Genomic DNA, 14,346 nt, shown 5'->3' with positions numbered 1-14,346 from the left:
CAAGATAGATTTTGAGGGTGTTACTTTTGAGGGTAGTTTTCATGATTGGATGATATTTAACGTTTGAAAAATGGTTGATTTACTGCCTAGAAAAGTCTCGTAGTAGTCAAATCGTTTTTTTTTACGGACTGAATCAACCATTTTTAGGAGTGAACCGCCTGTTTTTTGGGAGTGAACTGGGGTTTTCTTTATTCAACCATCAATCAAAATTCAATGCTGAATTAAGGCTTGAAAAGAGGATGTTTTTGCAAAAAACAATAACTTATCTGGCGGAAAATAGCCGCATATAATGACCACAAAAATGGAAAGCGCATTTGAAAAATACATCCAGTCTTATTTTGGAATTCCGCCCGAAACGGTGACGGAAATCGTCTCCTATTTTCAGCCAATGACTTTAGGGAAGGGGGAATATTTTCTGAAAGAAGGGGCAAAATGCGATAAAATGGGGTTTGTGCAATCGGGCATCATGCGCGAATACCTCATCGAAGAGCAAGGTCGAGAAGTGACCAAATGGATTTCGACCTCAGGTTATTTTGTCGTAGATATTGCCGCTTTTTTGTTTCATTCTCCCGCCCGTTGGAATCTCCAAGCCCTGTCAGACTGTGAATTATTGGTCATTCACCAGAAAGATTACGCCCAAATCGGCCAAAAAATACCGCAATGGACCGAATTGGAGAAGCTGTTTATTGCCCGTTGCTTTACGATTCTGGAGCAACGCATCGTGACGCACCTGTCTTTGACGAGCGAAGAGCGTTACGAATTGTTTTTTACCCATCATCGGGAGTTGTTCAACTTGGTACCGTTGCAGTATTTGGCTTCGATGCTCGGCATGACCCCCGAAACTTTCAGCCGAATCAGAAATAAATTGGCCAAACGCACTTCTTGATTTTTGTCAAGAGAGATGATAGGAATGGGCGCGACCTTTGTATCATCAATCAACGCAAAAAATAAGTAAGACAATGAAAATCAACCCAAATGCGCCCGTCAAACAAGCAAAACAAATCATGATTTATGCCGCGCCCGAAAAAGTATGGGCCATATTGATCGACATCAATCATTGGGTAAACTGGAACAACAGAATTACCCAAGCGCGTGTATCCCAAACTCCAAGCGTAGGCGTAGGGTTTGATTGGAAAGTAAACGGGGCAAAAATAAAATCGGTACTGCACACCGTTGAAATCAATAAAAGCTTTGGATGGAGTGGGGCCACCTTTGGCGGTTCGGCCATTCATAACTGGTTTTTATCCGCCCAAAATGGCGGAACGTTGGTAAACGTTGAAGAAAGCATGGAAGGTTGGCTAGTATTGTTATTTAAGAACAAAATGAACAAAGACCTTGAAAAAGATATGCAGTTTTGGCTAGAAATGCTGAAAAAAGAATGTGAAAAATAGTCTTTTCGTGGTAAATACCCTACCAAATGGGGAGAATTTTGGCGCAATGAGTAATTTTTGGGTTAATAATTATTATGTAAATAAACGATAACGAACCTTTTAAAGCCTACTATTGCAATGCGACTAATTCAGTTTATAAATTCGGATAACCAACCCCGTGTTGGCATTGTCGGAGAGGACAAAATTCAAGTTTTGTCGGACATATATTCCGTCTACGATTTGTTTCATGATGCTGTTAAAAACAATCTAAGCCTGGAAGAGAGAGCAACAGAATTGGCTGGAAAACAGTATGTTGATTATGAAACTTTAGTAAAGACAAATAAACTTTTGCCGCCGTTGACCCATCCAGACCCTTATCATACGTGGATTTCTGGCACGGGGTTGACGCACTTAGGTAGTGCCGCTTCCCGCAACGCGATGCACGATAAAACCCACGTGACCGAGCTTACCGATTCGATGAAAATATTTAAGATGGGAGTAGAAAACGGGAAAATGCAAGCGGGTATTCCAGCCTCTCAACCCGAATGGTTTTTCAAGGGAAATGGTCTGATGGCGGTTAATCCAGGCGAGGAGTTAACGTCGCCAGCGTTTGGAATGGACGGTGGCGAAGAGCCCGAAATGGTGGGTTTGTACATTGTGGATGCGCAAGGTACTCCGCAGCGTATCGGTTTTGCGGTGGGAAATGAGTTTTCAGACCACAAAATGGAGCGTATCAACTACCTTTATTTGGCTCATTCCAAACTGAGAAATTGCTCCTACGGGCCAGAGTTGTTGTTAGGCAACCTTCCCGAATCGGTCACTGGAACCAGTCGTATTATTCGTGATGATAAAGTGTTTTGGGAAAAAGAATTTTTGACGGGCGAGGCACACATGAGCCATAATTTGGCCAATTTGGAGCACCATCATTTTAAACACAAATTGTTTAGGCAGCCTGGAGATGTGCATGTTCACTTTTTTGGAACGTCGGTGTTAAGCTTTGCTGACGCCATCGAAACCCAAGAAGGCGATATTTTTGAAATCACGGCGGAAGGTTTTGGAAAGCCTTTACGCAACCGATTGATTATCGAAAAATAATAAGAATTTATTTTACTCAATAAGCTCAGTAAAATGAATTACTGAAAAAATACACCCATCCCTGATTTTCAATCTGAAACAACAAACGCGTCAAACCAAAGAATAATTTCTTTGATTTGACGCGTTGAATAATGGCCTTAATTGCCTTAAATCTTTGGTTCCCAGCCTTTTTCGTACTCACGTCCCCAGAGTTTCATGGCGTCGCGGTCGCGGATATGGCCGTTTTGAGGGTCAACTTCAAAAGATTTGTTGGTACGATATGCAATGTTGGCTAAGTGACAAAGCAAGGTGCTTTTAGCTCCCTCGTCGATGGGTGAGGCTTGTTTTGCCTTACCCCGTACAGCGTCAAAGAAATTGACCACGTGGCGCGTGGTCATGTCGCCGCCACCGCCCAAGGCCGTGCCTGCTTCTGAGCCAGTTGACTTGCTATCTTTGATTACTTTGCCGTCGCGACTAAATAATTTATAGCCGTCGCGGTCAACGTACACGCTTCCGTTACTTCCATAAATAACCGTTCCCCGGTCGCTGCCGTAGGTTTTGTGACCGTTGCGGCTTTTCCCATCCCATTTGATTACTTTATTTCCAGGAAAGCGAAACATGGCATCCATGGTATCGTACATGGTCCAACCATCGTCCAAGAAAGAGCGTTTGGCGGCCTCCACCATGACAAATTCTGGAAATTCTACCTGCAAAGCCCAACGCGCCACGTCCAACTCATGGGTGGCGTTGTTGCCGCTTTCGGCAGTACCGTAATCCCATCCGTACCAGTGCCAGTTATAATCCCAAGTGTCGTGCGTGTATTCTCTGCGGGGAGCTGGGCCCTGAAACAACTCCCAATCCAAACCATCGGGAACGGGGGATTTTTTTGGAACTGGAACTTCCCCGCGTGAAGCGGCGTAGAAAGCTACGGCTTTGTAGGCGGTTCCGATGGCACCATTATGGATTTGGTTAATGATGTCAATCGACTCCAACGACGAACGTTGCTGATTGCCCATTTGAATCACTTTACCGTATTTTTTCTGGCATTCTGCCAAAATTTCACCTTCACGAGGATTATGGCTACAAGGTTTTTCGACATATACGTGCTTCCCCGCCTGCACGGCCATCCACGTACCGGGTGCGTGCCAGTGGTCGGGAGTTGCGTTTATGATGGCATCTACTTGTTTATCAGCGTATATTTTGCGGAAATCATTTTCTAATTTTGGCGCATAAGTAATGTGCTTTGAAAACTTTTGGGCCGCTGATTCGCGCTGTTTTTTCATGACATCGCACAAATAAATCAACTCTACGTTGCTGCTTTTGAGGCCAATAGGCTCATAATAAGCCCCTAAACGTCGACCCAAGCCCAAAATGGCAAGGTTGATGCGGTCGTTGGCCCCGATGATTTTGGCGTAACTTTTGGCCGACATTCCGTTTGCCAACCCGCCAAAGGTTAAGCCAGCGGTGCTGAGTGCGGCTTTCTTTATAAATTCTCTTCTCGAATTTTCCATTTTAAATTTGGTTAAATGCTTGTCTGTTAGCAATATAGATTATTTGAACCCGATGATTATGTCTACACTTTGCGTTTGCCTTTTTTGGAGGCCTCACAAACCCCTTTGAAGTACCCTACCGACTCGGCAATGCCCGCCAATGGGTCTTTCATGTCTTTTTCGTATTCCAGACTGCAACAGCCGTCGTATTTTACCTTACGAAGCATGGCCACAAACGCAGGAACATCAATTACCCCACGGCCTAATTCGCAGGTTTTCCCGTCTTTTGAAGCAGCGGTTACGTTTTTAAGGTGAATATCAAAAATCCGTTTGTTGTATTTTTCCAAATCGGCAATGGGGTCATCTCCAAAGCGCATGTCGTGGCCCATGTCAAAACAAAGGCCGATGCGCGGATCAAGATTTTTAACGGCATCAATCACCGACGAGGCATTGGGCCAAAGTTTAATGTCTGGGCCGTGAATGTGAATCGCATAACGCATGTCATACTCTTTCACTTTTTTGTCAATGTAAGGCAAAAGGTCTTCATTGGGAACCCCAACGATGAGTTTTACCCCCACACGCCGCGCATAATCGAAGCCATTGTCGATTTCTTGCGTTGTTTTCATGTAAATGGGCCCCACGGCGTAGCCCGTCACTCCAGATTTTTTTAGGGTTTCGTGAAAAGCCGTAATCTGCTCGGCGGAACTATTAAAAGGCAAATGAAAGTCTTTGATACACAGGTAGTGTACGTCCACTTTTTTCATCATTTCGAGGGCTTGGTCCAGCTTGAAATGCACGAAACTGTAGCCGGCAATTCCCAATTTAAACAGGTCTTCGTTGGCCTGAGCGTTGGTTTGAGATGCGCCAAAGGAAGCCGCTCCTGGGCTCGCCAATGCGATGGTCCCCACGGCATTTTTAAGGAATGATCTACGGTTGGTCATGAAAGTGGAGTGTTATGTGCCTGCGCACGGTTGATGGTTTTTTGGGTTCTTTAATCAATGCTAAAGTGTGCTTTTGGGGATATGCCGTTTGAGCAACTCCTTATTTTTTTAAAGAAGGGGCTTGTTTTTCTCTACTTACTGGCATTTTCTATTAGAGGTTGAAAGGGTGAGAGAGCGTTGCTTACGCAAACGTTTTCGTTAAAAGGTTCACGTAAGCTATTGACTATCTGCGTGATGCGTAACTTGCAGAGTATGAATGGATACCCCCAATAATCGAATAGGTTTGTGCGTTGGGAATTTTTTTTCTAATAATTCAAAAATAATTTTTTCAAATAGTGTTTTATCCCTCATGGGTAGGAAAGCCGAATGGCTACGGGTGATTTGCTAAAAATCGTGGAATTTGATTTTCAGGGTAGCCGTAACTCTACAAATCTATCTGCTGTTGAAATGGTTTGATAAAAATGGCTAATTTTCAACAATTAACGCAAAACATCATTTGTATAACGTTGAAAATATATATATCTTTAAAATGATTAAATCAAACCCATGAAGCTTCAACAGATTTCGCCAAGGCAAGAGATAGCGCCGTCAGTGGGTACAGTGGTGTTAACTGTCAGTCAATTGATTAATTATTTTGAGGCTTCTTTAAAAAAGCCCAACAACTACCCGCGCATTGCCCGCGCTTATGTTGAGTATTGCCTACACAATCACTTTGGCATGGATGTCGTCAGTCTTAATTTCTACGCTGTTGGAAAAAAAGGGAATCTGGTTTCGCCCGTTCGTAAGTTTTTGAAGTTTTACGTCGAACAAGGCCAGCCGCAAGTTGTCTTGGACCCACCCACCACGAGCAAAATTTCGCCCGCCGCCAACGAACTGATTCTGGGTTATCTCAACGATGCCACCCATTTGCGCGGCGACCAAAGTCGGGAAAACTATACCAAAGCCCTAAACGCTTTTTTTGAATACATCGAAACAGAAACCATGTCTGGTCGGCCCGCCTCTTTTTCCAGTCGCACCGTTGGGCAATACGTTAACTTTCTGCGGACCAAAAACTTATCGGCTTTTACCATCAATTTTTATTTATCGGTGATTAAACAATTGACGGTTTGGGTCATCAAAAATCGCTCTCGGTTGGGGCTGTCGGCAGAACAATTGGAAGACTTGCACGAAATTTCGGGTATCCGTGGACTAAGAATTGAGCGGGGTTTCTACAAGGAAAGTTTGAACGAAACCGAGCGGGCAGACTTGCTTGCTTCCATCGAAAACCCCACCGACCGTGCCATTGTTGCGTTGTTGGGTATCGAAGGCCTCCGCACGGTCGAGGTATGTAGGTTGCAGGTAGGAGATGTTGATTTGGAGCGCGGTCAATTGTGGGTATTAGGAAAAGGAAAACATACCAAAAAAGTCATTAAACTTTTTGAAACGTGTGCGGAGGCGTTGCGCCTGTATAGTATATATATAGGCAATCAAGCCACCAAAAACACCCCGCTTTTTCCAGATTTAAAAACTGCACAAATTCGCTATCGGGTCGATAAATACTTGAAAGCTCTGGGACTGAAAAGACCAAAAATTTCGGCTCATAGTTTGCGTCATACGGTGGGGCAATTGTTGATTGCAAAAGGGGTTGAACCGATTCACGTTCAGCGACATTTACGGCATGAGCTGTTTGAAACCACTCAGTTTTATATAAAAAAACAAACGGAGAAAGAGTACCTAAACAAAATGCCTGACTAGATGGGTGCTCACGCAAAGTCACAAAGCGTTTTATTCTTTCAATAAGATAGGAAACAGTTGATTGATGTTTTTTAATATTAAAACGAAATAAAAACGTTATAAAATCAAAAAAATAAATCACAACGAATCAACGATGAACAAGTTCATACGCAAAATTTGGTTCAATAAGCGGAAGTATTACCTGAAACTTGGTTTCCTCCTGAAACACCGAAACAGCGGGCTGATTCAGAAGTTGATACTTCGCCATTATATTATTAAGGCCAATTTTGTTTGAAGCCACGGCCAGACGCTTTTTTTGAAGGTTATTCTCAACACACAAAGTATTATCAGCCGCATAAATCCGAATATGCAGCGGTTTGGAAGCGGAAACAATGTTATGTTTTACGGCATTTTCAAACAATAATTGAAGTGTCAAGGGTGGAATAAGAAAATACGAATACTGTTTTGGAATATCAATACTAAGTTCAATCCCCTTTCCGTGGCGGGTTTTGAGAAGGTTAAAATACGCTTTTATAAACGCGATTTCTTCCTCCAAAGCACACAATTCACGATTGTTTTCGCGCAGTAAATAGCGATAAACCGACGAAAGTTCGTCAATAAAGTCACTGGCTTTTTCTGGACTTGAATGCACCAGAGACGAAATAGAATTTAAACTGTTAAACAAAAAATGTGGGTTAATCTGGGCCTTCAACGAATCAAGTTGGCTCTGTAAATTAGCCTTTTTTAATTCCTGTGCTTCTTTGTAGGAAACCCGCCATAAACGATACAAATAAAAACCCTCAAAAACCGTAGCAATCTGAATGGTGCCGACTAATGACACCAAAGCATTGAAAAAATAGGGCTTAAAATGGGTATAATCTACATAGTCCCACACGGCAAACAGTTGATAAAAATACGTTTGTACCACCCGAACCGCAAAAGAGCCAATGGTAAACCAAACGGCTTGATACAAAATTCGTTGGCGGGTATGAATGAGTTCTGGGAATTTACGGCGGGAATAAATAATCCCGATGCGGTTTACTTCCCACACAAAAACCGCCCCCAAAACAAAGAAAAAAGGGATTTTCCAGTCGTCTGCGTAAGGCACATTGGTGTAACCGTACATGACCCACTGCCCAAAAAGAGCAATGAACGGAACACCCGCCAAACGGGTCCATTTATCGTTGAGTTTTTTCATCAATTTCCAGTCGATGCCCCTATTTGCCCATCCATTCTTTAAAATCGCCCACACGTTCACGGCTTACCGTTACTTCTTTCTCGACGGAAGGTTTTAGGTCCAGTTTAAGTTTTCCATTAAAGTAATTATGAATTTGAACCACCGATTTTATTCCCAGAATATACTGACGATTGATTCTGAAATAGTATTTAGGGTCAAGTTGTTGTTCGAGTTCATCAAGGGTGTAGTCAATCAAATGCTTAACCCGGTCGCGGGTCATTAAAAAAGTAATCCCTTCTTCAGTGTAAAAATAAGAAATATCCGTGATTTCAACTGGAATCAGCCGTTGTCCGAGTTTTACCAAAAACCGGGAACGATACTCACGGAGTTGGTTATGACGCTGCAACTCCGAAACCAGTTTAGAAATATCAATCGTTTGCGTCTGAGCACTGTTTATCTGCTCATATTTTCGCAACGCCCTTTCGAGTTCCTCTTTCTTTATGGGTTTAAGCAGATAATCGACGCTGTTTACCCGAAAAGCCTGAATGGCATATTCATCGTAAGATGTGGTAAAAATAACCGGGCTTTTTACCTCCATTTGGTTGAAAATCTCAAAACTTTGCCCATCGCACAGTTCAATGTCCATTAAAATCAAATCAGGATTTGGGTTGGCTTGCAGCCATTCAACGGTGCTTTCAATACCGTCAGTTATACCAGAAATTCTGAGTTCAGGAGCAATTTCAAGCAGCAATTTTGATAATTTTTGTACTGCTAAGGGTTCATCTTCAACGATAAGCACGTTCATGGATTTGTTCATTTGAGAATGTAAAATGACACAAAATTACCGCAACAGTAAAGAGAGGAATGATTGAAGTGTTAAAAAATGCCAGTAAAATAAATGAAAACTCACTTGAATTGATGGACGTGTAATACTTGAGGGTCAGTAGAGGCTTAAAATACGTTACCGAACGTTGATGCGCAGTTTATCTGGCTGCACCACCCGAAAACCCTGAGGGGTGACTTCGATAAAACCATCATGCTTGAATTCACTGAGCGTTCGAATCAGCGATTCTGACGTCGTACCAATCATCGCAGCCAAGTTTTCACGAGAAAGCTGAATTGCTTTTTCGGGCTGTTGAGCCTGTAAAAGCAGCAACGTATCGGCTACGCGGCGGCGCAAAGAATTGTAAGCCATCCCGAGCAGTTTTTTTTCGTGGTCACTTACGCGGCTAGACATCAACTTGATAAATTTTAGGCTTACCTCCAAATCATCAGAAATCACTTTTAAGAAATCAGCTTTAGGAATATAGATTAATTCTGAGTCTACAATGGTCACGGCCGAATCGGTGTAATCGGTGTGCATAAATAAGGAAAGATACCCAAAGAAATCGCCAGGATGATAAAGCCCCGTAATAAACTCTTTGCCGTCACCATTGGTACGAACAGTTTTTACTTGCCCTGATTTGAGATAAAACAATCGAATGGGCTCATCGCCCTCCAAATAAACGTATTGCTTTTTGGGGATAACGTGCGGCTTTCTGTCGGTTGTGAAGCTTTGAAATTTGCCTTCATGATAAGTTTCCTGTAAAAAACGGTTCAGATTATCCTCCTGCACCAGGGGAACGGGTACGGGATTAGCTGGCGGTTTGAGATGAGAAATCCGGTTCAATCGAACCTCAATAGACCGCAGCAAATCACTTTCGTCAAAGGGTTTCATCAAATAATCATCTGCCCCTAAATCCATGCCTTTACGCAAATCAGTGCGCTCAGTTTTGGCCGTCAAAAAGATAAAAGGAGTTCCCGCCAGTTCAGGATTTTTGTTTAAAATTTGCAACACTCCGTACCCATCCAATACAGGCATCATAATATCACAAATCACCAAATCGGGCTTAACGGCAAGGGCTTTCTCAACCCCAACTTTTCCATTCTCGGCCACATGAACCTCATAACCAGCCAATTCAAGAATATCGGCGGTGTTTTCACGAATGATTTCGTTGTCTTCAATCAATAAAATTGTTTTCATAGGGTAAAGTTATGGTAACGGTAGTTCCTTGATTCAAGACACTCGCCAGCTTTATATCTCCACCCAAAAGATTGACATATTGCCCTACAATATGCAGCCCCAGCCCAGTGCCAGAAATATTAGCGGCGTTTTTGGCTCTGAAGAAACGTTCAAATAAATGTTTTTGGTCTTCTTCCGAAATGCCAATACCGCTGTCCTGCACGGTAAGTGTCAGCAGACCGTCTTTACAAGCTCCCCCCACTGTGATAATCGATTCAGAATCAGAGTATTTTGCGGCATTTGTCAGAAGATTCAGAATGATATTACGCAACAGCGTAGCATCAATAATGATGATATCGGTAGGAGAAAAATGAGACTCAATCGTCTGTCCTGGCTTCAATATCCCTTGCATCACCTCCAGAATTTCATCCACCAGTTGGGGCAAATTCACGCGGTCGGTATGAATTTCTACTTTTCCTTCTTCTAACCTGCCCAACGACAAAAACTCTTCTAGGATTTCGTTGAGGTGATTTACCGATGCACGAATACGCACCAGATGTTTGTGGATTTTATCCTGATTAGCTCCGTCGACGTACTTTTCAACCAATGTGGTGGAGGTTAAAATCGCCGTAAGTGGTGTTCTGAACTCATGGGAAGCCAATGAAACAAAACGCGATTTTAAAGCACCCAACTCACGTTCCCTGTCCAAGGCTTTTGCGAGTTCTTCTTTAGATTTTTCAAGTTGTCGGAGCGTGTTTATGAGGGCGTGGGTTCGATTGGCCACCTTTTGTTCCAGCTCAACATTAAGCTGATTAATCAGTTCATGTTGGGCCTTCAGTTGCAGCTTGGCTTCTTTCTTAAAGATAATGTTGTTGATAAAAGCGATGGCATACAGCTCATCATTCAGGCGAAAGTAACTAAGACTTACCTCAACGGGGAAGTCAACGCCCTCTTTAGAAACGGCTCTCAGGTCATACCCGTTTCCCATCTCCCGCGTTTGGGGGTTGACGTTAAAATTTTTGCGGTGTTGCCGGTGTACATCGATGCGGTCGGAGGGTATCAATTGTTCAATATCCATTGTCGTAAATTCATCCTCCGAATAGTGGAACAGTTTTTCCGCCATTTTATTGGCCGAAATAATCTGTCCATTTTCATTACAAACGATGATTCCGATGGTCGCATTCGAAACAATGGTTTCATATTGACGGATGGATTGCAAAAGGGCAAGTTCAGCTTCATACAATCGATTCAGATTGACAATTCGAACCAAGGCGTTGTTTGTACCTCGGATAAGGGTAATTGTAATACCTCCCCGAAACACTTGCCCCGAAAGGCACTTTACTTCAACTTCTTCATAATGATGCTCCGATTCCATGAGCTTTGCTATTTTTGTAGCAATCTCTGTATCTTCATCATGCGCTGCACGAAACCAAGGGTCCTTGAAATCTGAAAATTTTTGATTACCCGAAAAGCCCATTAATCTTATCCCAGAATGATTAATCCGTAGAAAATGAAATCGTTGTAAATCATAAATTCCTAAGAAATCATTTTCCTGTTCAAAGAGTAAATTCGATAAGTCATTAAAAAGCATATTCCTTGGTTTTCAAATGGTATTTTTCAGAAATTTCTAGCTAAAAACGATATTTTAACGAAGAGGGCGCGGGTAAAACACAGGGGCAGAGTTGACCAAAATCAATTTCGAGGGGCGAGAAATCATTACCTTTGCCCAAGTTAATGATTCGTTTTTATTTTAAAAATAAGCAGGCATGGAGTTCACGGTTTCGCATCCGATTCAGATTCCCTCGCAGTCCGCTGATTTACTTATTTTTATGCCTTCAGCACCGGGAGAAAATACCTTAATTGCTTCGCTAAACTCCTTAGCCGATTTGCTACAAAATCTGCTGGGCACTAGTGTTCATGTCTTCAAAATTGATGAAATGACGTATCCTGGAATTGTTAAGAGTTTTGACATCTTCAAAACTCCCACCTTTGTACTAGTGCAGCGGGGCGTTGAAGTTTGGCGTCAAATCGGCATGACGGATGCCCCGACAATTATCAAAGCGGTAAAAAATCAGTTGACCGACTAGAGCTTGAGACTACGGCCTGCTTTTGATTTGATATGAATTCGGTACACGATAGGATGCACCGTTTTTTCGGTTTCTGTTGATGTTTGATTTAAAGTTCCGGGTTTTTCATTGGCAAACACGGGCACTTTTCGGTTTTTGAGCAAATAAAGGGCGGAGTCGCGCAGTTCATCATGTAATTCTTCAAATTCTCCTTCAATCAACACGCTATGCCAAACGCCAGGGCTGATCATTTCATCAATTTCGAAAGCTACATTCGGGTTTTTTCTTACCATATCAATTTTGGTTCCGGCCCGCGTAATGCCGTAAATGTAAAGCCCATCGTAAAAAAACATGACTGGTTCAATCAATATTCTGTTGTCTGCCGAGCACCCAATTCGCCCGAAATATTGATTGTGCAGCATGTGGTCTATAATTTCCGTTGAAAGTTCAGTCAGCATGGTAAATGGTTTTTAGTAATAGGTTGTATCAAATTAGGACTTATAAAGCCGTTCGTAATACTCCGTCGCCAACCGAAGTGCATCAAAACGCGGGCTTATTTCATTGATTCCAGCTTTTACAATCGTCCACCAAGCATCGGGGGTTTCGTAATAAAGCGGTAAAATCTTGTTTTCAAGGTAATCAAACAGGTTTTTGGCATCAAAATCATCTTGCTCGTGGGTCGGGTTGTTTACGTCGGCTTCAGGTAATATAAATGCATTTTGGCCGTTCACGGCAAATTCAGATACCCAGCCATCGTTCGTTGAACACATCAACGAACCGTTCATAATGGCCGTCATGCCGCTGGTTCCTGAGGCTTCGTGGGTGATGCGCGGCGTATTTAGCCACACATCACCGCCTCTTTTTAGCATTTTTGACAACGACAACTCGTAACCCACCAAAACAGAGCAGTTTACGTAGCGCTTTGACAAATGCACAAGTCGGTCAAATTGGCTAATGCCTACATAATCATAGGGGTAAGGCTTACCCGCCCAAATCAATTGGATGGGATAACGGGTATTGGAAATCAAACGCTCGAAGCGCTCCATATCATTGAGCAATAAATCGGCACGTTTGTACCCTGTTAGTCGTCTTGCCCAAACAATCGTCAGGATATTGGGGTCATACATTTCGCCCGTTTGGTCGGCTACCACTTCAAACAACTCCTTTTTCCAATCCGCTTTTTTTTGCTTTAAGAATTCATCATTACCCGTCTTTGCGGCTTCAATGAAAGAATTATCCGCCCAATAAACCTGACTTTGGGCATTGGTAATGTGAATAATCGGGCTTATGTCTGCCGTATGTTGCCAAATAGATTTACTTATTTTCTCGTGCATCGCTGAGACGGCATTACTGAGTCGAGCCAGTCGCAACGCACCCAACGCATGATTGAAAGAATCTCCCTCTACCCCCGTCAAACTCCTTACTTTGTCTAAAGGCAAATAGTAAAAAAAGCCCATTCGGTCAAGTAAGCGAATATCCGACTGCGGATTGCCGGCTTCTTCGGGTGTGTGCGTTGTAAAAACAACGCGCTCTTTGACCGCCTCAACACTGCTAAATTTTGAATACAAATAAAAAGCTAACGGCAAGGGGTGGCTTTCATTCAAATGATAAACATCTGGGGTTAAATTGAGGGCATCTAGCAACTTTGCTCCCCCAATACCCAGTACCGTATAAGCCGCAATTCGGGTTTCGGGATTGGGGTCATAAAGTCGGTGCGTAATGGTTTGGGCCAAATAATCATTTTGTGGCAAGTCCGTGGTCAGTAGAAAAAGGGGCGCAGTGCCAAAAACCGAAGGGGGTAGATAATAAGCCCCCACCCACACGGGTGCATTGTTAATCAGCACCTGCACCGTAACATTTAGTTTTACCAGAAAACCATAATGTTTTTCCATAAACAAAACATCCATGGTCTGGTCAGCTTTTCTGATTTGGTCATAGTAGCCATACTTCCATAAAATACCAACTCCGATGAGGTTTTGCTTAAGCGCATAGGCCCCCCGCAGATGCGAGCCTGCCAAAAATCCCAACCCACCTGAGTACGTTTTTAAGGGTTGATGAATGGCAAATTCCATCGAAAAATACGCCACGCGCTTGGAATACTCGGCCGTAAAGCCAGTGAAATCGTCGGCGAAACCTGATAATGAATATGTACTCATGCTATTTTGGCACAGGTTTGAAACTTGTAAAAGTGTCCAAACGCGATTTTTTAGAAAAGTAAATTACTAAAATAGAAACTTCCTTCACATGAAGCTAATCACCGAAAAAACTGATTTTTCTCACTCCTAAAAATCAGTTTTCTGAGAAGTACTAAATCCCATTTATCGTTTATTTAACAGGGCTTTGAGCTATGCATTCAAACTCTATTTGGCCTCAATCCTCTCGATATTCAGCATAAAAAAGGGGCTTAATGTGGGGATTTTATTGCGCAACGAGGAATAATTTACCCACTCTCTGATGATTTAAAAGCCATAAAACCAACCTTAATTGGTTGGTTTTATGGCTTTTTTGACTGA

The 14,346-nt window shown here is 42.7% G+C and carries 14 protein-coding genes; 5 read left to right on the top strand and 9 right to left on the bottom strand.

Annotated features, from left to right (window positions below; all coding sequences use genetic code 11):
* The first annotated feature begins 301 nt into the window (after nucleotides 1-301).
* The 3 genes from NCI00_RS28005 to araD1 all read left to right on the top strand — a co-directional run bounded on the left by NCI00_RS28005 (nucleotide 302) and on the right by araD1 (nucleotide 2,465).
* A complete protein-coding gene (locus NCI00_RS28005; RefSeq protein ID WP_253533113.1) occupies nucleotides 302-886 on the top strand; it encodes a Crp/Fnr family transcriptional regulator in 585 nt (194 codons plus the stop codon).
* A 73-nt stretch (nucleotides 887-959) separates the two neighbouring features.
* Nucleotides 960-1,391, top strand: coding sequence for an SRPBCC family protein (locus tag NCI00_RS28000; RefSeq protein WP_253533111.1), 432 nt, complete (start codon nucleotides 960-962; stop codon nucleotides 1,389-1,391).
* 117 nt (nucleotides 1,392-1,508) lie between these two features.
* On the top strand, nucleotides 1,509-2,465 hold the full coding sequence (araD1, locus tag NCI00_RS27995; RefSeq protein WP_253533109.1) for an AraD1 family protein: 957 nt from the start codon (nucleotides 1,509-1,511) through the stop codon (nucleotides 2,463-2,465).
* Between the two features lie 146 nt (nucleotides 2,466-2,611).
* On the opposite strand, the gene NCI00_RS27990 is transcribed toward araD1, so the two are convergent.
* The 3 genes from NCI00_RS27990 to NCI00_RS29615 all read right to left on the bottom strand — a co-directional run bounded on the left by NCI00_RS27990 (nucleotide 2,612) and on the right by NCI00_RS29615 (nucleotide 5,256).
* Nucleotides 2,612-3,955: a Gfo/Idh/MocA family protein gene (locus NCI00_RS27990; protein WP_114464396.1), complete on the bottom strand. Its 1,344-nt coding sequence runs from the start codon at nucleotides 3,953-3,955 to the stop codon at nucleotides 2,612-2,614.
* Nucleotides 3,956-4,017: 62 nt separating this feature from the next.
* On the bottom strand, nucleotides 4,018-4,875 hold the full coding sequence (locus tag NCI00_RS27985; protein ID WP_253533107.1) for a sugar phosphate isomerase/epimerase family protein: 858 nt from the start codon (nucleotides 4,873-4,875) through the stop codon (nucleotides 4,018-4,020).
* Between the two features lie 216 nt (nucleotides 4,876-5,091).
* On the bottom strand, nucleotides 5,092-5,256 hold the full coding sequence (locus NCI00_RS29615; protein WP_374758873.1) for a hypothetical protein: 165 nt from the start codon (nucleotides 5,254-5,256) through the stop codon (nucleotides 5,092-5,094).
* Between the two features lie 165 nt (nucleotides 5,257-5,421).
* Here NCI00_RS29615 and NCI00_RS27980 point away from each other — a divergent pair, with 165 nt between their 5' ends.
* Nucleotides 5,422-6,609 carry a tyrosine-type recombinase/integrase gene (locus NCI00_RS27980; protein WP_253533105.1) on the top strand — a complete coding sequence of 396 codons (1,188 nt, stop codon included), beginning with the start codon at nucleotides 5,422-5,424 and terminating at the stop codon, nucleotides 6,607-6,609.
* A 127-nt stretch (nucleotides 6,610-6,736) separates the two neighbouring features.
* Here NCI00_RS27980 and NCI00_RS27975 read toward each other — a convergent pair whose 3' ends face one another.
* The 4 genes from NCI00_RS27975 to NCI00_RS27960 form a co-directional block, all read right to left on the bottom strand.
* Entirely contained in the window at nucleotides 6,737-7,786 is a 1,050-nt protein-coding gene (locus tag NCI00_RS27975; protein WP_253533103.1) for a sensor histidine kinase, read from the bottom strand.
* Nucleotides 7,787-7,805: 19 nt separating this feature from the next.
* Nucleotides 7,806-8,570 carry a LytR/AlgR family response regulator transcription factor gene (locus NCI00_RS27970; protein ID WP_253533101.1) on the bottom strand — a complete coding sequence of 255 codons (765 nt, stop codon included), beginning with the start codon at nucleotides 8,568-8,570 and terminating at the stop codon, nucleotides 7,806-7,808.
* Between the two features lie 156 nt (nucleotides 8,571-8,726).
* Entirely contained in the window at nucleotides 8,727-9,788 is a 1,062-nt protein-coding gene (locus tag NCI00_RS27965) for a response regulator (RefSeq protein WP_253533099.1), read from the bottom strand.
* On the bottom strand, nucleotides 9,766-11,358 hold the full coding sequence (locus NCI00_RS27960) for a sensor histidine kinase (protein ID WP_253533097.1): 1,593 nt from the start codon (nucleotides 11,356-11,358) through the stop codon (nucleotides 9,766-9,768). The genes NCI00_RS27965 and NCI00_RS27960 overlap by 23 nt, the downstream gene beginning before the upstream one ends.
* A gap of 175 nt (nucleotides 11,359-11,533) precedes the next feature.
* On the opposite strand from NCI00_RS27960, the gene NCI00_RS27955 reads away from it, so the two are divergent.
* Nucleotides 11,534-11,854, top strand: coding sequence for a YbbN family protein (locus NCI00_RS27955; RefSeq protein WP_253533095.1), 321 nt, complete (start codon nucleotides 11,534-11,536; stop codon nucleotides 11,852-11,854).
* On the opposite strand, the gene NCI00_RS27950 is transcribed toward NCI00_RS27955, so the two are convergent.
* Nucleotides 11,851-12,291, bottom strand: coding sequence for a pyridoxamine 5'-phosphate oxidase family protein (locus NCI00_RS27950; protein WP_253533093.1), 441 nt, complete (start codon nucleotides 12,289-12,291; stop codon nucleotides 11,851-11,853). The two genes, NCI00_RS27955 and NCI00_RS27950, sit on opposite strands and share 4 nt — an antisense overlap.
* A 33-nt stretch (nucleotides 12,292-12,324) precedes the next feature.
* Complete coding sequence (gene glgP, locus NCI00_RS27945; RefSeq protein WP_253533091.1) at nucleotides 12,325-13,989, bottom strand: alpha-glucan family phosphorylase; 1,665 nt, start codon at nucleotides 13,987-13,989, stop codon at nucleotides 12,325-12,327.
* Nucleotides 13,990-14,346 lie beyond the last annotated feature (357 nt).

Source organism: Runella salmonicolor (assembly GCF_024158025.1).
Lineage (GTDB): Bacteria > Bacteroidota > Bacteroidia > Cytophagales > Spirosomataceae > Runella > Runella salmonicolor.
This window is presented reverse-complemented; position numbering and strand designations above follow the sequence as displayed.

What these genes read in the sequence shown, in the direction of transcription:
- NCI00_RS28005 (WP_253533113.1), top strand. Translation starts at nt 302, where the DNA reads ATGGAAAGCGCATTTGAAAAATACATCCAGTCTTATTTTGGAATTCCG.
- NCI00_RS28000 (WP_253533111.1), top strand. Translation starts at nt 960, where the DNA reads ATGAAAATCAACCCAAATGCGCCCGTCAAACAAGCAAAACAAATCATG.
- araD1 (WP_253533109.1), top strand. Translation starts at nt 1,509, where the DNA reads ATGCGACTAATTCAGTTTATAAATTCGGATAACCAACCCCGTGTTGGC.
- NCI00_RS27990 (WP_114464396.1), bottom strand. Translation starts at nt 3,955, where the DNA reads ATGGAAAATTCGAGAAGAGAATTTATAAAGAAAGCCGCACTCAGCACC.
- NCI00_RS27985 (WP_253533107.1), bottom strand. Translation starts at nt 4,875, where the DNA reads ATGACCAACCGTAGATCATTCCTTAAAAATGCCGTGGGGACCATCGCA.
- NCI00_RS27980 (WP_253533105.1), top strand. Translation starts at nt 5,422, where the DNA reads ATGAAGCTTCAACAGATTTCGCCAAGGCAAGAGATAGCGCCGTCAGTG.
- NCI00_RS27975 (WP_253533103.1), bottom strand. Translation starts at nt 7,786, where the DNA reads ATGAAAAAACTCAACGATAAATGGACCCGTTTGGCGGGTGTTCCGTTC.
- NCI00_RS27970 (WP_253533101.1), bottom strand. Translation starts at nt 8,570, where the DNA reads ATGAACGTGCTTATCGTTGAAGATGAACCCTTAGCAGTACAAAAATTA.
- NCI00_RS27965 (WP_253533099.1), bottom strand. Translation starts at nt 9,788, where the DNA reads ATGAAAACAATTTTATTGATTGAAGACAACGAAATCATTCGTGAAAAC.
- NCI00_RS27960 (WP_253533097.1), bottom strand. Translation starts at nt 11,358, where the DNA reads ATGCTTTTTAATGACTTATCGAATTTACTCTTTGAACAGGAAAATGAT.
- NCI00_RS27955 (WP_253533095.1), top strand. Translation starts at nt 11,534, where the DNA reads ATGGAGTTCACGGTTTCGCATCCGATTCAGATTCCCTCGCAGTCCGCT.
- NCI00_RS27950 (WP_253533093.1), bottom strand. Translation starts at nt 12,291, where the DNA reads ATGCTGACTGAACTTTCAACGGAAATTATAGACCACATGCTGCACAAT.
- glgP (WP_253533091.1), bottom strand. Translation starts at nt 13,989, where the DNA reads ATGAGTACATATTCATTATCAGGTTTCGCCGACGATTTCACTGGCTTT.